The organism is Halogeometricum borinquense DSM 11551 (genome assembly GCF_000172995.2).
In the GTDB taxonomy this organism is placed as follows: domain Archaea; phylum Halobacteriota; class Halobacteria; order Halobacteriales; family Haloferacaceae; genus Halogeometricum; species Halogeometricum borinquense.
Map to the genome: position 1 here is coordinate 2,500,381 of NC_014729.1, position 23,549 is coordinate 2,523,929.

Below are 23,549 nucleotides of genomic sequence, written 5' to 3' on the forward strand. Positions count from 1 at the left end.
CTTAGAGCCGCTCTAGTACATCAAGTGTTGTGCCCGTAACGCCATCAAGCGCGTCGGCCTGATCGGCGAGGTAGAGGGCACCACCCATCGCCGCGCCTTCTTTGGCTACGCCGTCAGCGTACGCCGAGAGCGGTCCGGCGTCAGCAGCGTCGAATCCGGGGTCGGTGACGACGAGTTCGACATCGTGTGCGTCCGTCGCTTCGCTGAGTTCGGGCACATCAGCGGCGAGATACGAGGTTGTCGCAAGCGTCAGTGAGCCGAGAGCGCCCGCATGACGAGCGAGTGCGGCGACGGCGAGCATCTGCGTCCCGCCGCCGAGGACGACTTCGGTGTCGGATTCGAGCGCGCCCACGACGAGGCCGCTGGCGGATGCCAAGACGGGGTCGCCCACGAACCGAACCGCGAGCTCAGGGGTGTGTGCGGCCTGTCCGGGTTCGATCTCCGAGGCGTCGAACGCTTCCTCGACGACGCGCGCTTTCAGTTCGACCGGGTTCTCCGGCAGCGACGAGGAGGTTGGCCAGTCCTCGCCGAGTGCGCGGAAGACGGCCATCGCCGTCGTCGTTCCGCCGGGTATCGTCTCACCGACGACGAGTTCGTCGTCCGGGAGCGACCGCCCGAACTCCCGTGCGGCGGCGAACGCACCGGGAGCGGTCGGGACCGGGTCAGCGTCTCCGATGTCGCGGCCGGGCTTTGCACCCACCGAAACCGTCGGCGCACCCGACGGACGGGCGAGGCCGCCATCGACGATGGTCACGTCGAAGCCGACCAGTTCACGAGCGGCGCGGGTGACGGCGGCGGGCGTCGGACATCCGGACGGACTGACGGGCGTGACCGGAGCGCGGACCGGTTCGCCGTACACCAGAATCTCGGCGTCCGCGCTCGGCGTGTGGAGTAACAGGTCTCGCGTCGCACCTGCGGCGCTGATACCTTCGCGTTCGGCCGTGCGGGTCGTCCCCGCGACGAGTATCAATCGCACCGTTCCTCCGCGAGTTCGAGGTCAGTCGGTCGGTTCACGTTCACTGCGATGCGGTCATCGTACGTCAACTGCACGGTGTCCGTCGCTCCAGCGACGACGTTCAGTCCAGTCGGCGCGATCTCCTCGCCTTCGTGTTCGAACGTCGTGTCTACGGAGACGCCGAGACGACGCTTCAGGTTCGCCGGCACACAGACGGTGACGGAGGCAATACCATCCATCTGTTCCCCCGCCGCGTTCGCGGTCTCGATGGCGCTATCGACATGTTCGGCCGCGAGGAGCGGCAGGTCGGCGGCAACGGTCACAACCGGTTTCCCGACCGCTTCGAGGGCGTCGGTCAAGTCGGACACGTAGCCCTCCCCCGCTGTCTCAACGACCGAGAGACGCTTCTCTCGGACGTGCTGTGCTGTCTCTGGTGCGTCGGGAGAGACGACCGCGTGGACTGTCTCGACGCGACTCTGTCGCAGCGCGGTGGCAACGCGGTCAACCATCGGCACGCCGCAGACGCGAACGAGCGGTTTCTCGGTTTCGCCGCCAAGGCGGGTTCCCTGCCCGCCGCACATCAGAAGAGCGTCCACGCTAGCACCCCCGCGTGGAGACCGGCGACGCGCCCGAGTTCGTTCGCCGTCCCGAGTACGTCTCCGCTCACGCCGCCCAGATGCTCGTTACCCCAGCGACCGGCGAGAACGGCGACAGCGACGGGAGCGAATGACGCCGCGGCGACGGCCGCAAATGCCGCGGTAGTGACCCCCGCGACGCCAGCGACAGGCGTAATGAGCAGGGCCGGAAGGAGAACGAGTGAAACGGCGACGGGAACTAGATTCGAAACGTCGTTCACGTCGATGAGCGCCGATCCGAGACCCTCGTGGGCGCTCTCGCCCGTACAGACGAGCGTCGCCATCCCCGTTTTCGCGCCGACTTCGGCGGCGACAACGAGGGGAAATGCGACTTGGGGAGCCGTTCCCGCGACGCTGAGTGCGCCGAGACCGAGCGTGACGAGTGCGAGTCCGAGCGCCAGCGCGCCGCCGACACCCGTCTGTGAGTCTTTCAGCACCGCCAGTCGCTCTTCTGCGTCGCCGTGGACGGCCGCCGCGTCGCCAACGTCCGCGAGGCCGTCAACGTGCGTGACACCCGTCAGAACGTAGAGCGCCGCCATGTAGAGCGCCGCCGCGGTCGGCACCGGGACGGGAAGTAAGAAGGGAATCGCCGCGAGTGCGCCGAGACCGTAGCCGACGAGCGGAAACGCCACAGGCGTCCGACGGAATGCGTCCCACGACGCCTCGTCCACCCCGACCGGAAGTCTGGTGAGGAAGACGAGTCCACCACGGAGCGCGGTTAGAACCACGCGATCACCCCCGCGAGGGCGAACGCGAGCAGTCCGGCGCGGTTCGTTACTCTGACTGCCTGCATCGCATCAGCAGTGGTCGGCAAGCGCGTGTTCGCCGTGTCCGACGCCGGATCGAGGTCGTAGACGCCGGGCTTGACGAGTCGCGCCGGAAGCACCGCCGCCATCGTCGCCATCGGCCACCCGGAGTTCGGTGACGGCGGCCGTCGCGCGAGCGTTCGCACACGCGAAGAAAACGGAAGTGAGAACTCGGCCACCGAGACAGCGAGCAAGACCCCCGCGAGTCGTGCCGGGAGCCACATCACCACGTCGTCGAGACGAGCGGGTGCCCAGCCGATTGGCTTCGAGCGGTAGCCGAACATCGAATCGAGCGTGTTGACTCCTTTCACCCACGCGGCGGCGGCCGCGGCGAGGGGGAGCGAAAACGGCGCACAGACGGCGAAGGCGAAAAGCGGGGCGACGAGACCGTCCGAAAGGTTCTCCGCGACGCTCTCGACCGCCGCGGAGCGAACGTGCGCGGCGTCCAACGCCGAAGCGTCGCGTCCGGCGAGTGCGCGCAGTTCTGTCCGAGCGGCATCGAGATCGGTTTCGGCCGCTTGCGTCACGTCGCGGACGGCGTCGAGCAACATCCGGAGACTCGTCGCAGCGAACAGAACGAGGCTGGCGAAAAGTGCGCCGACCCACGGCGAAAGCGTCTCGGCGGCAGCGACGACACCACCGGCGACGCCAGCGAATCCAAGAGGTGCAGCGAGGGCGAGTACGACGCCGACGAGTCGCGGGTGTGACCACGTGCGGTCGGCATGCGAAACGAGTCGGCCGAGGAGAGCTACGGGGTGGACGCGTGCCGGTGGTTCGGCAACCGCCACGTCGAGTCCGGCCGCGAGGACGACGGCGAGAGCGGCGGTTAGGGGCACGACTCACCCTCCGAGAGAAGTTCGGAGCGCGCACCGCGCCGAAGCGAGTCCGTGAGGGTGTCGAATCCCACCTCGCGTACGTCTACGAACGCTCCACCGACAGCTTCGACGCCACCGTCAGTGTTCGGGTCGTCACCGACGTGGACGAGAGTTTCGGGCGCAACGTCGAGGCGTCCGGCAACCGTCTCGAACGCTTCGGGATGGGGTTTTCGCCACCCGCAGGCGACACTCGAAACCATCACGTCGAACGCGTCTCGGTCGAGGTCCGAGCGGATGAGCGTCCGTGCGACGAGTTCGGGAACTGAACAGTTCGAGAGAAGGGCGACAGGACCGCGTTCGGCGGCGGCGCTCACGGCATCGACGGCACCCTCAGGCGTCCGGACTTCGGGATCGAACGCGGCGACGACGGCCCGGCGTGCCGCGTTAGCGGGGGCGTCAACATCCCGAGAGCGAAGGGCCGCGGAGACGTGCGCCGGAAGCGGGACCTCCGCACCGTCCGGGGCGTCGATATGGAGTTCGGCGTAGGCGTCGCCCCAATCATCGGGGACGGCGACTCCTCTGTCGCGGAGTTCAGCCGCGACGGCCGCCGCCGGGTCCGCCGGGCGCTCTACGGCGACGAGCGTTCCGAACAGGTCGAACGAGATTGCCACTACGCTTGGATTGGTGAAATCGAACTTGAATATGCCGGAGGGCGGTGCCCGGATTCAGTCGTCCGAGCCGGATTCGTCGCCGAGGAAGTCCCACACGCGGATGTAATGTGCCCAGTACCCTCGGCAGTCGCCGTAGGGGTCGGCGCATCGCCGCACGTCGTTCATCGTCGCGTTTTCGATGCCGTACACGTCTCCGACGGCGGTGCAGAGACGGGACTCCTCGGACGGGAGAATCGACATCCGACCGAATCCGCGGAGAGCGATAAACTCCGCAGACCACGACCCGAACCCCCACACGTCCGCAAGCTGAGTCAGCAGATCATCTGTTGTGAGATTAGCAAGATCGTGTTCGAGAAACGCCTCCGCGGCGGCGAGAAGAGTCTTCGTCTTCCGTTCGTTACCGATTGCGTCGCGGATTTCGTCAGGGCGTGCGCGGACCATCGCGGGTGTCGGAAACAGCGAGACTGCCGTGCCATCGACGACTGCAACGCGACCGACGGCGCGGACGAGAGCATCACGTAATTCGGTGGCGACGCGGATGGGTGTCTGCTGTGAGAGCGCCGCCCAGCACGCCGCCTCGAACGGCGTCGGAAACCCGACGTGGTGGTAGCCGAACAGGTCCGCAACGACGGAGGTGAACGCCTCGTCCGCCTGCGCCGCTTCGTACATCGGTGTGAGATCGTCAGAAAGCGACAGGAAGTTGTCGAGATGGGCCGCGACAGCGGAGCCGTCGCCTGCGGCGCGGAGCCAGTCTACGTGCGCACGAACTGCGTCCGGACCGTCCGGTGAGAGGTACGCGACGAACGGTTCGGGAGCGAACCCACCGGTGACGAGTTCGGCATCGCGGCAGATCTGTCCGTCCGCGCAGGGCGTGAACCCGTCGAGAAACGACACCGACTGCGAGAAGTCAAACGGTGCCGCCGCCGGAAGGGCGAGCGTCGTGTCCGCAGAGAGTGACATACGCGGAGGTGACCACGGAAGAATATGAACCTCGGCAAAGGGCGGAGTGAAAGTGAACGAAGCGGCGAAAGTGAAACCGGTTCGCGGGCAGTTGCGAGCGTGGCCGGCTGTCGGTTGCTGTCCTACCGAATGATGTTCGATTCTAAGTCGCGGGGGAAGAACGTGAGCATCTCCGTTCCGCTCTCGGTAACGGCGACAGTGTCGGAGTGACGGTAGCCCGCTCTCTCGGTGTAGAGACCGGGTTCGATGGTGTAGACGTGGCCGGGAGCCATCGTCGCGTCCGTCTCGGTCATCTCCGTGTGTTCGGAAGCGCAGTGTTCGTCCCACCCGGTGTCGATGTACGGCGGTTCGTGGCCGCCGAGGCCGATATTGTGACCGACGTGGTGCTGGGCCAAGTCAAGGACCCCCTGTTCTTCGAAGTAGTCGTTGACCTGTTCGTCAACGTAGGCGAGTTCGACGCCGGGACCGAGAGCATCGATGGCGATGGTCTGTGCCTCCAGCATGAGTTCGAAGTAGTGAACGTCTTCGGACGTGGGTTCGCCGACGAACATCGTCCGTTCGAGTTCGGAGTGATAGCCGTCCACATTCGCCGACGCCCCCGTGATCAGCACGTCGCCCTCCGAGAGGCGTTCGTTAGGCGTGTGGCCGTGTGGGAGCGCCGTCTCCCGGCCGCTGATGTACCCTGCGTGGACCGGGCCGCTGCCGCGAACGCGGACCGAGTAGCGATCACCCAGCGTGTCCAGCATCGCACGCGAGGCCTCCATCGAAGCGCGTTGAGAGACAGTCGCGGGGTGTGCGCCGACTTCGGTGTAGTCCGTGAGATATCGGTGGCCGAGGTTGGCCCACTTGGCCGATTCGCGGATGAGGTCTACCTCCGCGTCCGTTTTCTCCCAGCGCATGCGCGTGACCCACGCCTGTTTCTCCACCTCGACGAACTCCGAGAGGGCCGGTCCCTCATAGCCCATCGTTCCGGGTGCGCCGTCGCTGTCTGCGACGACCGAGTCTACACCGAGTTCCGACAGCATCGACGCCGCCGTCTTGATCGGGTCGCCGCCGGGATAGTCGAAGTAGTGACGGACCTCATCGATGCGGGGATTATCCTGGACGCGTTCGACCTCCAGTCGGGGAACCGTAATCTCGACGCGGGCGTCCGTGACGGCGAGGACGACGGGGCGTTCGGTCTGAATATGGTGGAATCCGGTGAGATACTCGATACTCGTCGCACCGAACCAGACGGCTGCATCGGCGTCTGTGTCGGCCAGTCGTCCCCGAATCGCATCGAGTCGCGCCGAGAACTCAGAGGGTGGGAGTTGCGTTGCCATACCGACAGAAGCAGCCGCCGCCCTCTTTACTCCTGAGGAGGCGGCCAACTGTGTGCGCTGTCGGAAAGTATCGCCGCCAGACGGCCGAGTATTGGCGTCGCCGTAGAATTGGCTCGTCGGTCGCTGGGCGACGGACAGTAGTTGTCTCGGTCCTGTGCGCTCGTCACCGAACCACCGTGTGATTATGCGTGCTACGCTCGTCACACGGAGACATGAGTCTGAACGGGACGGACGCCCCCGATTTCACGTTGGCGAGTACGAACGGAGCAGACGTAACGCTCTCAAAAACGCTGGACGACGGTCCGACGGTCATCCTCATCAACCGCGGTCACTGGTGTAGTTTCTGCGCGGAGCAACTCCAGACGTTCTCCGAAATCTCATACGACCTCTGGTTCCACGACGGCGTAGACATCCTACCCATCGTCACCGATCCAATCGGGCCGGTGACGGAGATGCGGGACCGCTACGACCTCGGGATTCAACTGTTAGCTGATCCTGACGGAACGGTGGCAGAGCAGTACAGCGGAACCGAGCAGACGAGTCACGGCTTGACAGGTATCTCTGCAACGTACGTCGTAGACGAGGAGGGCGTCGTACAGTACGAACAGGTCGCAGACCATCCCGCCGACCGGACGTACGGAAACTGGGTTCGGTACTTCATCCGCAACGGCTACGAAGACCCGTTCGAGGGATAACCGAACAGTTGCGTCGCTTCCGAAGTGGTACAAGAGAAGTCCGTTCTTCCCGCCCTCGTGAGTGAAACGAACGAGGTGACGAGTGAAGCGAAGGCTCTCGGAGTCGAGGTCGGTAGAAAGTCCGCTCTCCCCGATTTGAACGGGGGACAAGCCGATCTACAGTCGGCTGCTCTGCCAGGCTGAGCTAAGAGCGGTCACTTACATGTAACCAACCGCCCGGTTTAAGAATTACCAATCGAAGCCGGCGTCGAACACGCGTCAGACGTGTGGGAAGATTAAAATAGGCATGTGAGAATTGATAGCTCGATGAGTAAGATAACGTTCCGCGCCGACGACGAACTCGTCGAGCGATTGGAGGGTCTCGAAACCTCCAAAAGTGAGGTGATGCGCGATGCACTCCGCGTTTACCTTGACGAAGCGGAGCGTTCGAGCGAAGCCAACGAAACTGACGAACCCGAAGTGACCGTCGATGACGTTCTCCAGTCGCGGCTGGACGAACTCATCGAGGAACGCGTCGATGCCGTGCTGGCGAAACGACTCGGTGCTGTCGGGCACTCCACTCTCGCTCCCCCACGCGATGTAAACGTCAACATCGCTGTCGAGAGTGCAACGGACGAAACGTCCGTAAACGCCACAGAAGATGGCTCTAAGTCAGATTCGAAGATTCGTAAGACAAACGACGAGGACGCTTCTGGCGTGCATACACAAGAGAAGCCCTGTGAGAAGTGTGGTGAAGAGCTGAGTCCAGACGACGTATACTGCCCGAATTGCGGGGAGAAAGCCAACCACCGTGTCTTCTGTGAGTGCGGCGACGAAGTGCGCTCAGACTGGGCGTTCTGTCCCGGTTGCGGCCGTCGTACGTCGGCCGCTGATGTGCTCGAACAGGGGTAGAGGCCCCGAAGCACCTGCATACGCCGCAATACAGGAAGTGTAAGACACCCTGTCGTTAGATTTATATTATATCGCTCTGTGGTAACTCTCGCGTAAGACGGTTGTCTTACACACCGTCCGAAGGGAAGCGATGTCGCTTCTGCCTTCCGATTTCCGGTGTGTAAGACGCTCGCACGAGGCGTGCGCGCCGTCTTACCGGGGGAATGCACAAATGGAGCGTGTGACACTACGAATTCCGAAGCAGCAGATCGAAGAAGTCGAACGCATGGTCGAAACCGGGGAATTCCCGAACCGGTCCGAAGCGATTCGGTCCGCCGTGCGTGAGATGCTGAACGAGCAACAGGTCGAAGGGCGCGAGTCCTCCACCAAGCGCGGCTGGGCCAAGGTGTAAGACGATGCAGGATATCGTCAGAGAAGCCATGGAGCGTGACGAGGCCGAAAAGCGCGATGCAGAAGCCAAATCCGACGACGAGGAGTTCGGGAATCCCCGAATCGTCATCGTCGGGTGTGGTGGTGCAGGAAACAACACCGTCAACCGCCTCTACAACATCGGCGTTGACGGTGCTGAGACGGTGGCCATCAACACCGACAAACAGCACCTGAAAATGATCGAAGCCGACACGAAGATTCTCGTCGGCAAATCTCTCACGCAGGGTCTCGGTGCTGGTGGCGATCCCTCGATGGGCGAGCGCGCGACCGAGATGGCACAGGGAACTGTCAAAGAAGTTCTCGGCAACGCCGACCTCGTGTTCGTCACAGCCGGTATGGGTGGCGGTACCGGGACCGGTGCGGCACCCGTCGTCTCGAAGATTGCCAAAGAGCAAGGCGCAATCGTCGTCGGCATGGTCTCGACTCCGTTCAACGTCGAGCGTGCGCGGACGGTGAAAGCCGAGGAAGGTCTGGAGAAACTCCGCAACGAAGCGGACTCTATCATCGTCCTCGACAACAACCGTCTGCTCGATTACGTCCCCAACCTTCCCATCGGGAAGGCGTTCTCCGTCATGGACCAGATCATCGCGGAGACGGTCAAGGGCATCTCTGAGACCATCACGCAGCCGTCGCTCATCAACCTCGACTACGCCGACATGTCTACCATCATGAACCAAGGCGGCGTCGCGGTGATGCTTGTCGGCGAGACGCAAGACAAGAACAAGACCCAAGAAGTGGTCAACGACGCGATGAACCACCCACTTCTCGACGTGGATTATCGCGGCGCATCCGGCGGCTTAGTCCACATCACTGGCGGTCCCGACCTCACACTGAAAGAGGCCGAGGGTATTGCGAACAACATCACCGAGCGACTGGAAGCCTCCGCGAACGTCATCTGGGGCGCTCGCATTCAGGACGAATACAAGGGCAAAGTCCGCGTCATGGCCATCATGACCGGCGTCCAGTCGGCACAGGTACTCGGACCCTCAACGCAGAAACAGGCAGATAAGTCCCGTCAGAGTATACAGGGAACTAGCTCGGAGTTCGACACTAGTTCGAGTTCCAGTTCGAGTTCGCGGCAGCCGCAGGCCCCCTCCTCCACGGGGTCGTGGCAATCCGACGGCGGCCGTGATCAGACCGAAGAGAAGCAGAACGGTCTCGACGTCATCCGATAGTCGGAAAGCGGCACGGCGTCGGTTTTTCTCTCTTATTTCTCACAGACGCAAATCGGTAGCTACGCGGGCGCGACTACGGCGGCGTCTCCGCCTGACCCGGCACACCGCGTCCGCGATAGAAGTCGCCGCCCCACTGGCTGATCCAGATATCCTGATTCGCTAAGTAGAGCGCGTTTGCCGTCGTGAATCCATCGTCAACAACAGCCCATGCGTCCGACTCGGTGTCGTACTCGACGGCGTCGTTGTAGACGGCCGCCTGTCCGAACTCGCCCCCGGCGGCCGGCGGGAGCGGAAGCGTGTGTTCGGCGTTCGTGTCGCGTGACTGCGGTCGCTCCGCACGCTGGAGGCGTCCTCGGTTGAACGTCTGGTTGAAGTAGCGCGCGTACGTCTCTTGTACGTCAACGTCGAGCAGAACGTCCGCGGCGTTGAGCCCGCCTGTCGTATCACCTGCATCGCGGGAGGTGATGTGATACGTCGTCGCGTCGGGCGAACTGGCGAACGTCCCGGCGTCCGCATCCCAGAGTTCGTCAAGCAGGTATCCGACCACCGGAGTAGCCAGTTCTTGAGTGTCTACGCCAGAGAGTTGGTCGGCCCAGAGGAGACCCTGTGCGACGACCCCCTGCGTGGCGGCGTCGTTCTCGGCCCCGTTCTCGATGCGGCCGTTCCCGGCGTGGTTGTTTTCGATGGCCGATGCGAGCGCGTTCGCGTACTCGACCGCAGACTGTCGCATCTCCGCTGATCCGGCCTGTGTTCCGTACCATCCGACGCCGCCGAGCATCACGCCGAGGTCGCGCGTCGTCCCCGTCGAGAGAATCGTCTCAGGGTCGAACGTCTGCATCGTCGCTTTTGCCATCCCGTCGGTGAGCGCCTGAATCTTTTTCGCGGGGACGAGCGGTTCGGGATTCACGTAGCCGAACCAGCCGTTCTGTGCGAGACTGTTGAGGTTCGAGAGATACCACAGCATCGCCGCGTGCTGGTTCGGACGCGACTCACCATCGACGACTTCGCCGGTTCCCGGTTTGAAGCCTGAAACGAGCGGGAAGCTCCCGTCCGCCTGTGTCAGCGCGCCGTTCTCGTTCGGGCCACCCGCGATAAGCGTCGCGTTGACACCGATCTGGGCCAACGTCGTCAACATCTGCGCGCGGAACTTCGCCGCAATCCCCGGCGGGAGCGTGTCGAAGTGCGTCTGGAAATTCTTCGCCCACGTGACGCCTTTCAGATGTGTCCACGCCACTGACGCCGGACTGACCACCTTCGAGGACTTCGAGAGGTCCCATTTGAGCGTGGACGCGTCGGGACGACCGTCTTCGCCCTGTAAGACGGGGTTCTGCGTGAAGTTCGGGTCGCCCGTTGTGAACGGAGCCATGTTCAGATTGGGCTTCTTCACCGGCGGTTTATCCGCATCGGCGTGCTTCAGCATCGCCGGAACTCGCTTGTCGAAGGCCTGCTGTTGCTCCTCGTTGTGCGGGAACAACACCCCGTTGCCGCTCATGGCGATATTGGTACTCATGTTGTACAGCGAATACCAGTACGAGTCCCACGTTGCGTCGCTCCACGCGTAGCCGGCGGTCGCCTCGCTGCCACCTTCACCGATACCCGCCGCGTCTAACTGCATCGAGAGGTGTTCGGCCGCAGCACCCGAGAGGTCTTCTGCGGGGTCGGTCGTCCCCGGACCGCCCTGCGGAGCATCGACAACGACCAATCCGACCATTCCCAGCCCCTCGTGCGGCGTACAGTAGTAGTTGTAAACGCCTGGCGTCTCGAAGGTGTGTTCGAACGTCGTGCCCGCTTCGAGCGTGCCCGAATCGAACGCGGACGCCCCCTCCGGAACGCGGTGTGGTTTGTCGTTGTCCTCGTGGTACGCCGTCACCGAGTGAGCCATCCCTTCGATGCTCCACGAGACGGTCGTTCCCGATTCCACCCAGACAACGGCGGGCGTGAAGACGAACTTTCCCGCTCCTTGGTCGCCGTCGAGGACGGCCGCCCGAATCGACGCCTCCGACTGCAAGTCGTTCGGCCCGCCGAGTACGTCCGCACCCGGTGGTTGACTGCCGCCCGTAGCCGTCGGTGTCGGCGTGGCAGTCGCCGTTTCCGTCGTCGTCTCTGTGCCCTCATCTTCGTTGGCCGCACAGCCAGCAAACGATGCCGTGAGACCCACTCCGGTAAGTTTGAGAAACTGTCTACGTCGCTGTTGCATCGTTCTATGGATGTGCGATAGGGATCATAACCCCATGGCGGCGGTGCGTGGTGTCTGCACGGGTAACGCGGGCACACGAGCGCGATAGATACAAGCGTGGACCCGGAACTGTCCGTAGCAGCAGTAACGACCAACCGAGTGAGAAAAGGAAGCGGAAAGCGCGTGCAGCGGCGTCAGACAGCCCGGATCGACTCCAGCAGACGGCACTTACGACACACGTCGCGCGCCGTCTTTGACCCGCAGCGTTCGCAGTCGTTCAAGTCTACGTCGTCGTCGCCGCTGCGGTACCGGTCGGCCGCCATCTCGGCGATCTCCTCGTAGCCCGACATGATCGAGTGACGAGTCCCGGGATGGTCGTCTTCTAAATCGAGCATGAGTTCCTGAATCTCGCCACGGAACGCTTCGGAGGCGTGTGGGCACTCCGTGATGTGTGCGGGAAGGTCCTTCAGGTGAGCGTACAGGGCAACTTCCTTCTCGGGGATGTCGCGGAGGGGTTTCGCTCGCGGGACGAAATCATCGGAGGGGTTGCGTTCGTCGAACGGGCCGAGACTCGCGTCGAAGTGTTTTGCCATCTGCTTTACGTCGCCTTCGAGGATGTTCATCAACGCCGTCTCCGCCTCGTCATCGAGATTGTGACCCGTGAGTAGTTTGTCCGCGCTGAACTCCTCTGCGTACGATTCCAAGAGGTCGCGGCGGAAGACACCACAGTACGCACAGGGAGCCATATTCTCCGGGTCCTCACGCGCAACATCGTCCATCTGGACGCCGAACTCCTCCTCGTAGGTGACGAGTTCGTGTCGCATCTGCAGGTCGTCCGAAAGTTCGACGCAGGCCTCGACGCTCTCGTCACGGTAGCCCTCGATTCCTTCGTGGATGGTCAGCGCCATCATCTCGATGCGAGGGTCTTTCCCGAAGGTTTCGTCGAGGATGTGGGTGAGTACGACGCTGTCCTTCCCGCCAGAGAGGCCGATAACCCAGCGCTCGGGGTCCTCGGGCGTTGCATCCCGCGGGACGAGGCTGTCCTTGCGAATCCGACCGCGGACGCGTTTCTCCACCGAGGCACAGAAGTGATTCTCACAGAGATGTGCCCCCGAATACCCCGCGTGCATCACCGCGTCCCGGTCGCACTTGTCGCACTCCATCACCACCCGCTTACCCGCCGGGACGAATACGGGTTTCGTCTCCGCGCGGACGCCAAGGGCGCAAAGCCCGCGGCGGACGGCGTGCGACGAGCGTCGAAACCCGTTTGTCCCCAGAAGTCGGAGTCGGGGGTATGGAACGCGGCCGCGCTATCGACCGAGTGGAGGCGATTCTCGACGCCGTCGAATCCGATCCGATGCCCGTCCCCGTCCGCGAGGTGTGGGTGTACGGCGACGTTGCGCTCGGACTCGACCCCATCGAACGACTGGACGTGTACGTCACGAAGGACCTCCTCATGCGCGGGGACAGCGAACTCGGCGAACAGTTCGAGCAATCGCACGGTGTGAAAGGCGTCGGCAAGAGCGTCTCCGCCGAGTGGGCCGACACCTACCCCGAACACCTCCGCGCCAACGCCAACGGCTACGCCGCCCCAGAAAAATGTCTGGCTGCACACCTCCTCCTGGACGACGAACCCGTCCATCTCGAAGTGTGCAACGCCTCATTCGAGGACAACGTCACGCAACGGTTGAAGGGCGCACTCGCACGCGACGCTTACGAGCAAATTCTCGACCCGCGAGGCGTCTGCCTGTACGCCGACAGTCAACGCTCCGAATCCGCCCTTGAGAAGCTCCGAGCGGGCGAACTCGTCTTCCCGACGCTCCCCGAAGCGTTGCAAATGCTCGGGATGGAAGACGAATCGGCGTCGGAGGCGGCCGACGCCGTCCGCGACTACCGCGCCGCACAGACCGGTTCGACGGTACGCGGCGACGTGGTGTAGCTGAATCGGACGTGGCGGTGGAGGAATCGATCGACGACGGCGTGTCTAACCACCTCACCGACGCCGGCGACGTGATTCTTTTTGTGCCGCGCGTTCGGCGTCGCTGCGGTCCATCGTCTGCTGATCGCTCGTCTCCTTCCTGATGAACCCGTACAGCACGAGCGGGGCACCGATTGCGAGCAGCATGAACAGGACGAAGAACCCTAACTCTATGACCATATCTACGGGTTCGTCAACCGACGGTGTAGGCGTTACCCCGCGAACGACGTGTCTGTCGCAATTGTCACGAAAGCCATGCGACTAACCCGGAAAATTACACGACGCCGGCAGCAAAGTTACAGACGCATGAGTCACGAAGCACGCAACGGCGACCGCGGTTGTCCGAAATGCGGCCACACGGAAACGGAGATGGACAGCATCGCCACCAGTGGTACTGGCCTCTCAAAGTTCTTCGACGTACAGAATCGCAGTTTCACGGTTGTAACGTGTGCAAGCTGCGGCTACTCGGAACTGTACCGCAAGAAGTCCAGCGGGAATCTCGCTGACCTATTCCTCGGGTAACCGACGGCGGGTCGGTCCGTTAGCACGGCTCATTCGTTTCCGTTCACTCGGGGACGCGTCCGACGACAACATCGAACGGGACGACTTCGGCCCGTCGGTATCGCTCGTCCTGCATCTGTTCGACGACCGTACGACCCATCTCGCGCCAGTCACGTCTGAGGGCGTCGTACTCGTCGTCAGACAGCGTCCGCCGAAGTTCCGTCTCGTGAGCGGCCAGTCCCGTCCCGTTTGCCTTCCGTGCGGCATCTTCGAGAGCGGCATCGTCGTACGGCGGTTCGATCAGCTTTCGGTGGAAGTACCGGCGCGTTCGTACGTCGCACAGACCGACCGACTCGAAGATGTCGGGGAGTCTGTCACCGAGCGCCACGTCGGTCTGGACGCCCGCCATATACGACTCGCGGACGGACCGTTCGAGTGCGACTTCCGCCGAGACAGTCGAATCGACGCCGACGGCGGCGTTGTCCGGTTCGACGGCAGCGACGAGATCCGAAGAAGCGCGGGTGAACGACTCAATGGCGTCTGTTGGTCGCGGGAGATTCACGAGAAGCGCCTGACACACCACGAGATCAAAGGTATCGTCCGGGAACGGCAGGCGCGTGGCGTCGCCGACGACGGTCGGCAGGTCGGCCGCCTCGCGTGCGACGCGGAGGAGTTCGGGATCGGCGTCGAGACAGACCACCTCGCCGGGCGTCTCCGCGTCGAGGACGCGAGAGAGTTCACCGGTGCCGCATCCGACATCTAACACGCGCGACCGGTCCGGTAGCGACAGGTCTTGGAGGGCGTCACGGGAGTCGTCCCACATCCCCTCGCGCGTCCGCCGCAGGTACTCGGGCGAAAACTTCCGCACGCCCCGGCGTTCTCGGTGGACGGACAAAAGCAGCGCGGGTCAGTTCTCAGTCGCCCCGTCGTCGAAGACGTTCCGCAACTCCGGCGAGAACACCGAGAGCGCCGACGAGCGGGCCGAAACCCGGTGATTCAGTCGCAGTTCCCGACTCGCCGGGTGACGATGCAGGCGATGCCGATGGAGACGGTGACGGAGACGACGGCGAACGGATCGTCGTCGAGTGTGACTCATTCGATTGGTCGTCCGCGGTCGATGCGTCCTCATCCGACGGAGTCGCAGTGCTGTCTCCCCCATTTCCGCCCGTCGCAGTCGTCTCCGCCACCGCACCAGTCTCAGTGTTGGCCGCCGACGAGACCCCTGACCCGAGTTCGAGCGTCGCCACGACGCCGGCGTGATCGGACGGCCAGAGCGTCCGCGAAGACCCGTTCACAGTCGTATGCAGGCGGCTCTCAGCACCGGCACCGATCAACTTCGCGTCCGTCGCGGCGACTCCGGAACGCACGAGAACGTGATCGACCCGCTTGGGCATCGATTCCTCGCCGTCCAGCGTTGCCGACCGACAGCAGGTGAAGCCGTCGGCATCCGAGCGGGCCTGCTTCCACGCGTCCGCCAGATTCGAGGTGAGCGTTTCGTACGCTCCGTTTTTGTACGCAGGACCGTCGTTCAGGTCACCGAGGAGGACCGTCCGGCCATCGATGTCGTCCAGTACGGAAGCGAGTTCGTCGGCCTGCGACCCGCGCACGCTCTCGGATGATGCTTCGAGATGCGTGTTGACGGCGGTAAACTCCCGACCATCGGCGGTCGCGGAGATGACGCCGTACCCGCGTTCGACGCGAAACGTTCGGTCGTCGCCGACGGGGATTTCCAGAGCCTCATCGAACGTCCCGGCGGAACTGTCCGATACCGTCACATCCGCGTCGGAGCGAACCAAGAACACGTCCCGGTCGGTGAGTCGCACGTCGATTCGCTCATCATCCACGAGTCCGGGAAACTCCGCATCGGCGGTCGTCTTCACCTGTGCGACTTCGTAGGGTGTACCCGTCTCATCGAGCGCGGCGGTGAGTTCGTCGAGGAAGTCAAACGAGACAGCCTCGGCGTCAAGTCCATCCTCTCCGCCGTCGCCCGGCGTTTCGGTTCGGATGAGTGCGGCCTCCTGCACGCCAACGACATCGGGTCGTGTCCGGGCGAGTTCGTCCGCGATAGCACGCATCCGGGCCGACGGAGCGCTTCGTTCGATGTCCATGTACAGGTCACCGATGGTCCGAGCGAGTTCGTCGCTGGACTCGACAAGAAACAGGGCGAACAGATTCGCACCGAGACCGAGATTCCGCGTTGCGACGGTCAGTTCCGTCGAACGCGACTGGTCCGCTGCGCCGACAGACGGCACCGTGAGGCCGAGTCCTGCAGCGGCACCAGCGCGAAGGACAGACCGTCGGGAAAGAGCGAACGTATCGCGGGGAGACATATCGCCGAGTTATGCCTTGCTGGTGATGAAACCTCGGGCCGAGAAAACTGGAGGGACTGTGAATTACGACTCGCGAAGTTCGCGCACGCGTTCGATGTTCCACGCGAAGCCTTTGCCGTTCTCCGTCGGCGTCTCCAAGACGAGCGGCACGTCCAGAAGATCCGGGTGGTTGATGAACGCGCGCATCCCCTCCTCGCCGATGAGGCCTTCACCGATGTGAGCGTGTTCGTCCTTGTTCGTCCCGCACTCGTGTTTCGAGTCGTTCAGGTGGACGCACGCGAGATGCTCGAGGCCGACCACGTCGTCGAGTTCCGCAACCGTCTCCTCGACACCGTCAGAAGTCGAGAGGTCGTATCCGGCGGCGAAGGCGTGTGCGGTGTCGAGACAGATATCGAGGTCCTGTTCGGACTGTTCGAGGACGTACGCGAGGTGTTCAAATTCGTCGCCCATCTTCGTCCCACTGCCCGCATCGGATTCGATGAGGACAGTCACGTCGTCCGGAATATCGAGTTCATCGAGAACGGAGACGGCGTTGTCGAGACCCTGTTCCTCTCCCGCGCCGGTGTGCGCGCCGAGATGGACGTTGACGTACTCGATGCCGAGTTTCGCCGCCATATCGACTTCCGTCTGCATGGAGTCGAGCGACTTCTGTCGGAGGTCGTCTTTCGGCGTACAGAGGTTCACGAGGTACGACGAGTGGATGACCCACGGGCCGTCGAGTTTACCGGCCGTTTCCTCCCGAAAGAGTTCGGCCTCCGCATCGGAGATATCCGGGTCGCGCCACACCTGCGGCGACGTCGTGAATATCTGCCCGCAGTTGCCGCCGAAGGCGACCTGTCTGTGGACGGCGTTGGCGACGTTCCCGTGCGGCGGCGTCTCCTCGTCCGAGGAGACTTTCGAACTGGACATTGAGACGTGTGCTCCGACTCGCATGACAGACCGCAGGAAGTAGGCACCTATAGTGACTTCGGACGACGGCCACCGGGTGGATGACCACAGCGGAAGGTCGTGGATTGACCGAAAGGGAGAGAACTGCTATTAATCAGGACAGTTTACGGACAGTGTATGTCAGATGTGGGGATTGCGGTTGGGGAGACAGTTCCGGACGTACAGCAATCGTTGGTTCAGCCTGACGGGGAAACGGAGACAGCCTCACTGTCGGAACTCGTGGAGGAACAGCCGGTTCTGTTGAACTTCTACACCGTCGATTTCAGTCCCGACTGCATCTCTGAATGGTGTGAATTCCGCGATTTCGACTGGTTCGCAAGCGGTGACGCGGTGCAGGTCGTCGGTGCGAGCAAATCCGGCGAGCGACTCCATCGGAAGTTCATCAGCCAGTTCGACCTCGGGTTCCCGCTCTTTGCAGACACTACCCTCGAACTAGCCGACGCGTTCGGCGTACGGTACAAGGCGTTCGGTCTGTCACACCGCGCACACCGGTCCTGTTTTCTCGTCGATGAAGAGATGACAGTCCGCTACAAATGGATCGGCGAACACTGGATGGACCCGACGCGTGACACCCCACCCGTCAGCGAGATACACGAGGCAATCGTTGACGAGTTAACCATTGACCAAACGGAGACGTTCGGATTCTAACGGAGGCTTCGGGTTCTAACGGAGACGCTCGAATTCTACCGCGGACGCTCGGATTTCAAACGGAGACGTGCGGTCCTTAGCTACGCGGGTCCCGTCGGACCCACTCGTCGTCGGCGTACTTCTCCTCGGCGCATTCTCTCGCGCGTTCGAGTTCGTCGGCAGTCCACTCGCCGACCGTCGCATCCGCCCAGTCAGCGAGCGCAGATTCGACCGCTGAAACGGCTTCCTCGCGAGTTACGTCCGCAAATTCGTCGATGCCGCCGACGCGAGCCTCGAACGTCGAATCAGTCACATCGTGGCCTGCGAAAACGTCGAGATGCGCTGCCTCCGTTACCGAGTACGTGAGCGACCCGTGCTGGATGACCGCGTCGTTCCGGCGGTACTGGGCGTTTCCGCTGACCTTCTTTCCGTTTGCGACCACATCGTGTGCAGGGTGTAGTTCGCGGAGGTAACACGCTGGATGCCAGATTTCCGGCATGGATTCTTCGACGAAGTCGGCGGCGACGCCGAGACGAGCGAAGGCATCGAGGATGGGTTCACAGAGTAGGTGATAGCTCTCCATCAGGTCGCCCGGCAGTTCCGCCTTCGGCGCGACGATGGAGTAGGAGATGTCACCGTCGTAGTCGTGGTAGATGCCGCCGCCACCGGTTTGTCGGCGGGTGACGGTGACATTCTCGCGTTCGCAAAGCCCCCAATCGACCGTCTCGGGGTCTTGGTGGTAGCCGAGAGAAAGCGTACTCGGTTCCCAGCGATAGACGCGGACCGTTCGCGGCCCGCCGTCGGCCGCCGTCTCAGCGGCAATTTCGTCCAGCGCCATCTGCATCGCACCGTCTCTGCGTTCTTCAGGAATCAGTCGCCACTCCCGGTCGGCCAACGGACCGCTCGGGGCGTCGTCGGTCATACTGGCCGCTACGGGAGACCTCCAGAAAGCGGTTTCGTCAGTCGAACGCGCGGCGCGTCACGAATTCGGGCAGCAGTCGAACGAGGAGGGCGACGAGTCGCCACCGACGAGTGACGTACACGCGGTTCCGTTCGGCGCGAATCGCGGCGTGAATCTGTTCGGCGGCCGTCTCGGGAGAGGCCATCCAGAACGTCTCGCCAATCGCCATCTCCGTATCCACGAATCCCGGGATCACGTCCGTCACGGTAATGTCCGCCTCCGAAGCCACGGCGCGAGAACGGAGACCGTCGAGATAGCGCGAGACAAACGCCTTCGAGGCGTTGTAGGCAGGCGCGACGGGGTTACCGAAGAACTCCGCAACTGACGAGATGCCGACGAGGTGGCCACCGCCGCGGGACTCGAAGTGTTCCATCGACCACGTGGCGAGGGCGGCGAATCCGCGGACGTTCACGTCCACAGTGTCGCGTTCTGGCTCCCACGCTAACTCGCGGTTTTCGTGACCGACGCCCGCCGAAAGGACGACGAGGTCCACACCATCCATTGCATCGGCGAGACGGTCCATCCGGTCTCTAGCCTCGTCGGGATCCGACACGTCCATGCGCGCGACGTACGATTTCGTCGGGAGGTCCGCACCGAGCGATTCGAGTTTCGAGAGGCGGCGCGCCGCGAGACCGACCTCGTATCCGGCGTCAGCCAGTTCGGAAGCGAGAGCGCGGCCGATACCGGACGATGCGCCGACGACGACGGCAGTCCGAGTCATGTCAGTAGCGACGACTGCCACTTACGTGAATGAGTCGGTACAGTCCTACGCGAGGAGACGAGAGACGAGCAGAAAGAGGCGACGGAGGTTCTTGCCGAGTGACTTTTGACCTTCGCTGTGGAGTGTGATGTCGTCCTCCTCGCCGAGGTGAATCTCGATTGTCCGGCCCCGGTCTTTCATGTCGGCCATCTTGATCGCCCGGATGCTCTCCAGCGGGACTATCATGTAGCGAAAGTCCTCGTCAGCGATGTCGGCGTTACAGTGTTTTCCGTAGACGTGAAGGCTGTTTTTCGTCAGCCCGATTTCGTACCCGATGTACTGCATCCCGGCGACGTCCGCGCCGGCACGTTCGCCCTTGACCTTCGCTCGGAGTAACTCCTCCGGCAATTCGATTCCATCGACCATCGTCTGGTGATTTTCGAGCGAGGTGATAAACGTAGTCCCGTCGGCTTCGCATCGGCGACCGCCGCGTTCGGCGGCGGAAAGAAAGACACACGGGCGAGAACGTTCGCCATCGGGCTTTTAGAGCGTTAGCTCGAACGAAAAGTATGGTACGAGATGACATCGCAAACGGGCGAGACGGCTACGGTGGAGAGATACCCGAGAGCGTAGACCAAGCGGCCGTCGAGCGGATGCGATCAGTCGCGTACGTTCTCGACGACCTTGTGGGGATTCCGGGAACGAACAGTCGTGTCGGCATCGACCCAGTGCTCGGCACGGTCCCCGTCGTCGGCGACGTGGTGAGCGCCGCGTTCTCGCTGTACATCGTCCTCGAATCGGCCCGACTCGGCGTCTCGTACAAAACGCTGTTAGTGATGATCGCAAACGTCGCCATCGACACCGCTGGCGGGTCGCTACCGTACGTCGGCGTCCTTTTTGACGCGGTCTGGAAGGCGAACAAGTGGAACGTAGAGATGGCGCTCGCAGAACTCACGGACGGCATGGACCTCGAAGACGAGTTCGGCGACGACGGAGACGAGGACGAAGGCCCCATCACCATCGACATAAAGTGAGATCACGGCCCGACTGCGTCGCAACGCAAACGCTGTCAGAAACGTGTGGCATTAGAAACTCGTGACGAGGCGCGCGAACGAGGCACGAACTCCCGGGAACCACGTGTCCTCACGCACGAAGGCGATAGTCGTAGACCGGTCGATAGACGATTCGCCTGCTGCGTCGCCGGACCACCGAACGGTATCTGTTGTCGTCGTCGCGTCGCCGTAGCCGCCCTGAACCGCGTACCCGTCCGGCGCGCGAACCGTGAGTTCGTCCGCGCCGGCGTAGACCGTCCCTTCACCGCCGATAAGGAACGGATTCACTGGACTGGAGGCGTGAAAGGAAGTAAACAGGAGAACGTCGGATTCAGACGTAACTGCGTCCGTATCGCGGTACGTGACGACCAGTGTGTCGCCGTCGAGGTGACTTGATACGTTCTCGGGCGTCGCCGGGGCGTACGTCTGCTCCATCGCATCGGCGACGACGTTCGACCGGAGGGTGTCGTTCGTCAGTCTGTCTGCTCCCGCGGCAAGAGCGACGCGCGCAGTCCACCGCGTCGAGCCGTTCTCCGCCACGTCCACGGCCATCGCCGACTGTTCTCGTTCGAGCGTGATACCATTCTCAGCGGCGGCGGTATCGAGTGCGTCAGTGCAGACACCGCAAGCGGCACGGGGAGGGGCGAGCGCTGCTGCGGGAACGGCGACAGCGAGTGAGAGGATGGCGATGACGAGGACGAGTTGACGGGCGGAAGGCATGACGCGAAGATAACAGTGAGAGAACAAGAAAGTTACCGGCGAGGAGTCAATTCGACCCAAGAGTCCGGCCCGACCAGTGACGGCCTCACATATTCGACTGAATCACGTCGGCGGCCTCCGCGCTCGTCTTCGGCGTTGCTTGCGCGATCGCTTCAATCAGCACGTACTGTTCGACGATGTCGTTTATCCGCCGGGCAGAAACTCCACCATCTTCCTCGTCAGTATACCGACCAAGTCGTCTGGATACGTAGTCGAAATGATCCACATCCCGGAGAGAATAACGGTTAAGCCGCGGATGCTCTCCCGACTCCTTTGCCGACTCGACCGCATCAACCGCTCGGTTTCGGAGTTTCCGAACGTCGTCTGCGCTCTCGACGGTAACGTAGTCATCGTTTTCGGCCCGTTCGCGTAGTCGTTCAAACGCACGAATCCGGATCAACGTCGAGAACGCCGAGAGGACGAGATTCGCACGCTGTCCAGTGGCCCGCTCGTTGTCGATTCCGTGGGCAAACGCCACGTTACGTTGGAGGTCATCGAGCGCATAGCCGATGGGCGTGTCTTCTACGTCCGCGTCCACGTAGGATGACGGGTCACGGTCTGGTTCCGGAAGCGCTTTGCGCCGTTTGTCGAGTCTCGATGACAGCGTCTCGCCCGCGGCACGGAGACCAGCACCGACCGAGCGCGTCTCATCCAGCGAGGCGGTGAATCGGTCGTAGAGATACTCCCCGCACTGCAACGAGACTCGGGCCGCCGTGATCTCTCCCGCGAACTCGCCGAGCAAGATGGGATTCTTCGAGTCGGATCGTGTTTCGACACGGTCGTTTTGGAGTCGCCGACCGGTGTACGAAACGCGGTCCTCAATTGCCGCATGCGCCAACACCGCACGAATTGGGTCGTCTCCAACGTACCGCCACCGGCCGCGAAAGCCATCCATATCGTCTCGGACAGTCGGGATCTCCGCCTGAATGTCCCCGTACGTCACGTCGCCATCTATCGCACGCCATCCAGCAGCAACAGTGCGAACAGACTCGTGAGCGCCGCGGAGTTGCTGGAACGCCTCGTAGGTTGATTCCGCGTTCGTGACGTCCTCGATGTCCGCTTTGGCCTCCTCGTACTCGTCCGTGAGGTCGGCTCGAATCATGCCGTTCGGGATTTCCTCGGCGTCGAACGGTGCCGGAACCGTGGACAGTCGCTCGCGGGCCTCCGTCACGCTCCGGTCGATATACGACTGCTCGATGTTCACGGGTTCCAGAGACGTTACTGCCGGAGCGTCACCCGAGATGGCCTCCTGCAACGCCGTCGCGTCTATCCTCGTCTCTTCGTCCTCAGAGAGCGGATTGAGTCCACTACACCCGGCGAGGGCGGCGGTTCCCGCCAACGCGAGGAATCCACGGCGAGTGGTCGAGGTGAGTTTGTCGGTCATTGGGTACGCTCCTCAGTCGCGTTCTCGGTTGCGGCGTCAGTCGTGGACCCGTCGCCTGCCGTCTTCGGCCCGAAGTTCGGCGGTTCAGTCGTCGTCCTGTCGTCCGGAGGGACGCGGCGGTGACACCCGCTACTTCTCCAACTCGACCCGTGGCTGGTGACGGTATCGGGATCGAGTACCTCGGGAATCCGAATTAACATCGACACCGAATCCTTGGTATCGACTTCACAGCGAACGTCAACATCGCGGTAGGTGCTCCCGTAATCGGCATGGATATCGGTGTCGCTCCACGAAACGTTACACAGCGAGAGCGTGTGACAAGATTCGATGCTCCGCGTCTGGATGAACAGCGTCTCGCTATTGAAGTCCGTCTCGTTCACGAACTGCTGTGCTTCGTCTACACCCTTGATGTCCGCAAACTGGAGACGGTCGGCCTTCTCCGTGCTAGCGATTAATTCATAGACCAGTGGGCGTTTCTGTGGTTCGTCGGACGGGGTCTGACCCGTTTCGGTCTCGTCTGGGAGCCAGATTGGTGGCTCGTTCACCGGATTCCGCAACTCGTAGTGTTCCGGAACGACCCTGTCTTTTGGACGGCCGCCTACGACGGCTGTTCCCTCTGTCGAACTGTTCTGCCCGTTGCATCCGGCTGTTCCCAAGACAAGCGCGACTGTTCCCTGAAGGAGTCGCCTGCGCGTAAGGAGGGCCATACACGCTATAGACAAATGACACTCGTAAGCGCTGGGGATTTGATCGGAGTCGTAGCCGGAGGTTCGGCACCC

At 62.6% G+C, this 23,549-nt stretch carries 27 protein-coding genes and 1 tRNA gene; 8 read left to right on the forward strand and 20 right to left on the reverse strand.

Annotated features, from left to right (window positions below; all coding sequences use genetic code 11):
- Position 1: 1 nt before the first annotated feature.
- From HBOR_RS12620 to HBOR_RS12650, 7 genes are all read right to left on the reverse strand, one after another.
- The gene (locus tag HBOR_RS12620) at positions 2–976 is read right to left on the reverse strand and encodes a nicotinate-nucleotide--dimethylbenzimidazole phosphoribosyltransferase (RefSeq protein ID WP_006056373.1); all 975 of its coding nucleotides are present in this window, start codon (positions 974–976) and stop codon (positions 2–4) included.
- Positions 967–1,536 (reverse strand): NTP transferase domain-containing protein, encoded by a 570-nt coding sequence (locus tag HBOR_RS12625; protein WP_006056372.1) that lies wholly within the window; start codon positions 1,534–1,536, stop codon positions 967–969. The genes HBOR_RS12620 and HBOR_RS12625 overlap by 10 nt, the downstream gene beginning before the upstream one ends.
- Positions 1,536–2,318, reverse strand: coding sequence for an adenosylcobinamide-GDP ribazoletransferase (gene cobS / locus HBOR_RS12630; RefSeq protein WP_006056371.1), 783 nt, complete (start codon positions 2,316–2,318; stop codon positions 1,536–1,538). The genes HBOR_RS12625 and cobS overlap by 1 nt, the downstream gene beginning before the upstream one ends.
- Entirely contained in the window at positions 2,309–3,232 is a 924-nt protein-coding gene (gene cbiB, locus HBOR_RS12635; RefSeq protein ID WP_006056370.1) for an adenosylcobinamide-phosphate synthase CbiB, read from the reverse strand. Before cbiB ends, cobS begins: the two co-directional genes overlap by 10 nt.
- Entirely contained in the window at positions 3,223–3,882 is a 660-nt protein-coding gene (locus HBOR_RS12640; RefSeq protein ID WP_006056369.1) for an HAD family hydrolase, read from the reverse strand. Before HBOR_RS12640 ends, cbiB begins: the two co-directional genes overlap by 10 nt.
- A gap of 54 nt (positions 3,883–3,936) precedes the next feature.
- Positions 3,937–4,842 (reverse strand): DNA-3-methyladenine glycosylase family protein, encoded by a 906-nt coding sequence (locus HBOR_RS12645; protein WP_006056368.1) that lies wholly within the window; start codon positions 4,840–4,842, stop codon positions 3,937–3,939.
- Between the two features lie 122 nt (positions 4,843–4,964).
- Positions 4,965–6,164 carry a M24 family metallopeptidase gene (locus HBOR_RS12650; protein WP_006056367.1) on the reverse strand — a complete coding sequence of 400 codons (1,200 nt, stop codon included), beginning with the start codon at positions 6,162–6,164 and terminating at the stop codon, positions 4,965–4,967.
- A gap of 212 nt (positions 6,165–6,376) precedes the next feature.
- Between HBOR_RS12650 and HBOR_RS12655 the strand changes: the two genes are divergently transcribed.
- On the forward strand, positions 6,377–6,859 hold the full coding sequence (locus HBOR_RS12655; protein WP_006056366.1) for a peroxiredoxin family protein: 483 nt from the start codon (positions 6,377–6,379) through the stop codon (positions 6,857–6,859).
- Positions 6,860–6,979: 120 nt separating this feature from the next.
- Here HBOR_RS12655 and HBOR_RS12660 read toward each other — a convergent pair.
- Positions 6,980–7,053: transfer RNA gene (locus HBOR_RS12660), tRNA-Tyr, on the reverse strand.
- Positions 7,054–7,165: 112 nt separating this feature from the next.
- Between HBOR_RS12660 and HBOR_RS12665 the strand changes: the two genes are divergently transcribed.
- The 3 genes from HBOR_RS12665 to ftsZ all read left to right on the forward strand — a co-directional run bounded on the left by HBOR_RS12665 (position 7,166) and on the right by ftsZ (position 9,354).
- Positions 7,166–7,750, forward strand: coding sequence for a double zinc ribbon domain-containing protein (locus HBOR_RS12665; protein WP_006056365.1), 585 nt, complete (start codon positions 7,166–7,168; stop codon positions 7,748–7,750).
- Between the two features lie 211 nt (positions 7,751–7,961).
- Entirely contained in the window at positions 7,962–8,141 is a 180-nt protein-coding gene (locus tag HBOR_RS12670) for a ribbon-helix-helix domain-containing protein (RefSeq protein WP_006056364.1), read from the forward strand.
- Between the two features lie 4 nt (positions 8,142–8,145).
- Complete coding sequence (gene ftsZ, locus HBOR_RS12675; RefSeq protein WP_006056363.1) at positions 8,146–9,354, forward strand: cell division protein FtsZ; 1,209 nt, start codon at positions 8,146–8,148, stop codon at positions 9,352–9,354.
- 73 nt (positions 9,355–9,427) lie between these two features.
- Here the strand turns inward: ftsZ and HBOR_RS12680 are convergent, their stop codons facing one another.
- A complete protein-coding gene (locus tag HBOR_RS12680; RefSeq protein ID WP_013440680.1) occupies positions 9,428–11,551 on the reverse strand; it encodes a plastocyanin/azurin family copper-binding protein in 2,124 nt (707 codons plus the stop codon).
- A gap of 173 nt (positions 11,552–11,724) precedes the next feature.
- Positions 11,725–12,693 (reverse strand): tRNA 2-thiolation protein NcsA, encoded by a 969-nt coding sequence (gene ncsA / locus HBOR_RS12685; protein ID WP_006056361.1) that lies wholly within the window; start codon positions 12,691–12,693, stop codon positions 11,725–11,727.
- A 131-nt stretch (positions 12,694–12,824) separates the two neighbouring features.
- On the opposite strand from ncsA, the gene HBOR_RS12690 reads away from it, so the two are divergent.
- The gene (locus HBOR_RS12690) at positions 12,825–13,469 is read left to right on the forward strand and encodes a DUF7095 family protein (protein WP_006056360.1); all 645 of its coding nucleotides are present in this window, start codon (positions 12,825–12,827) and stop codon (positions 13,467–13,469) included.
- A 54-nt stretch (positions 13,470–13,523) separates the two neighbouring features.
- Here HBOR_RS12690 and HBOR_RS20050 read toward each other — a convergent pair whose 3' ends face one another.
- Positions 13,524–13,688, reverse strand: a complete 165-nt coding sequence (locus HBOR_RS20050) for a hypothetical protein (protein WP_006056359.1) — start codon at positions 13,686–13,688, stop codon at positions 13,524–13,526.
- Between the two features lie 126 nt (positions 13,689–13,814).
- Between HBOR_RS20050 and HBOR_RS12695 the strand changes: the two genes are divergently transcribed.
- The gene (locus tag HBOR_RS12695) at positions 13,815–14,030 is read left to right on the forward strand and encodes a zinc ribbon domain-containing protein (protein WP_006056358.1); all 216 of its coding nucleotides are present in this window, start codon (positions 13,815–13,817) and stop codon (positions 14,028–14,030) included.
- 43 nt (positions 14,031–14,073) lie between these two features.
- On the opposite strand, the gene HBOR_RS12700 is transcribed toward HBOR_RS12695, so the two are convergent.
- The 3 genes from HBOR_RS12700 to HBOR_RS12710 form a co-directional block, all read right to left on the reverse strand.
- Positions 14,074–14,877: a class I SAM-dependent methyltransferase gene (locus tag HBOR_RS12700; RefSeq protein ID WP_006056357.1), complete on the reverse strand. Its 804-nt coding sequence runs from the start codon at positions 14,875–14,877 to the stop codon at positions 14,074–14,076.
- A gap of 46 nt (positions 14,878–14,923) precedes the next feature.
- Positions 14,924–16,339 (reverse strand): endonuclease/exonuclease/phosphatase family protein, encoded by a 1,416-nt coding sequence (locus HBOR_RS12705; protein ID WP_006056356.1) that lies wholly within the window; start codon positions 16,337–16,339, stop codon positions 14,924–14,926.
- Positions 16,340–16,402: 63 nt separating this feature from the next.
- The gene (locus HBOR_RS12710) at positions 16,403–17,272 is read right to left on the reverse strand and encodes a deoxyribonuclease IV (protein WP_049890496.1); all 870 of its coding nucleotides are present in this window, start codon (positions 17,270–17,272) and stop codon (positions 16,403–16,405) included.
- A gap of 132 nt (positions 17,273–17,404) precedes the next feature.
- Between HBOR_RS12710 and HBOR_RS12715 the strand changes: the two genes are divergently transcribed.
- Entirely contained in the window at positions 17,405–17,935 is a 531-nt protein-coding gene (locus tag HBOR_RS12715) for a peroxiredoxin family protein (RefSeq protein WP_006056354.1), read from the forward strand.
- A gap of 76 nt (positions 17,936–18,011) precedes the next feature.
- On the opposite strand, the gene HBOR_RS12720 is transcribed toward HBOR_RS12715, so the two are convergent.
- The 3 genes from HBOR_RS12720 to HBOR_RS12730 are packed head-to-tail and all read right to left on the reverse strand — an operon-like array spanning position 18,012 to position 20,001.
- Positions 18,012–18,836, reverse strand: coding sequence for a lipoate--protein ligase family protein (locus HBOR_RS12720; RefSeq protein ID WP_006056353.1), 825 nt, complete (start codon positions 18,834–18,836; stop codon positions 18,012–18,014).
- 37 nt (positions 18,837–18,873) lie between these two features.
- Positions 18,874–19,596, reverse strand: a complete 723-nt coding sequence (locus HBOR_RS12725) for an SDR family NAD(P)-dependent oxidoreductase (protein WP_006056352.1) — start codon at positions 19,594–19,596, stop codon at positions 18,874–18,876.
- Between the two features lie 45 nt (positions 19,597–19,641).
- Entirely contained in the window at positions 19,642–20,001 is a 360-nt protein-coding gene (locus tag HBOR_RS12730) for a hypothetical protein (RefSeq protein ID WP_006056351.1), read from the reverse strand.
- Positions 20,002–20,144: 143 nt separating this feature from the next.
- On the opposite strand from HBOR_RS12730, the gene HBOR_RS12735 reads away from it, so the two are divergent.
- Entirely contained in the window at positions 20,145–20,609 is a 465-nt protein-coding gene (locus tag HBOR_RS12735; RefSeq protein ID WP_006056350.1) for a DUF4112 domain-containing protein, read from the forward strand.
- Positions 20,610–20,660: 51 nt separating this feature from the next.
- Here HBOR_RS12735 and HBOR_RS12740 read toward each other — a convergent pair whose 3' ends face one another.
- The 3 genes from HBOR_RS12740 to HBOR_RS12750 form a co-directional block, all read right to left on the reverse strand.
- Positions 20,661–21,347: a hypothetical protein gene (locus HBOR_RS12740; RefSeq protein ID WP_006056349.1), complete on the reverse strand. Its 687-nt coding sequence runs from the start codon at positions 21,345–21,347 to the stop codon at positions 20,661–20,663.
- Between the two features lie 85 nt (positions 21,348–21,432).
- On the reverse strand, positions 21,433–22,770 hold the full coding sequence (locus tag HBOR_RS12745) for a hypothetical protein (protein WP_006056348.1): 1,338 nt from the start codon (positions 22,768–22,770) through the stop codon (positions 21,433–21,435).
- A complete protein-coding gene (locus HBOR_RS12750; protein ID WP_006056347.1) occupies positions 22,767–23,477 on the reverse strand; it encodes a hypothetical protein in 711 nt (236 codons plus the stop codon). The genes HBOR_RS12745 and HBOR_RS12750 overlap by 4 nt, the downstream gene beginning before the upstream one ends.
- Between the last annotated feature and the right edge of the window lie 72 nt (positions 23,478–23,549).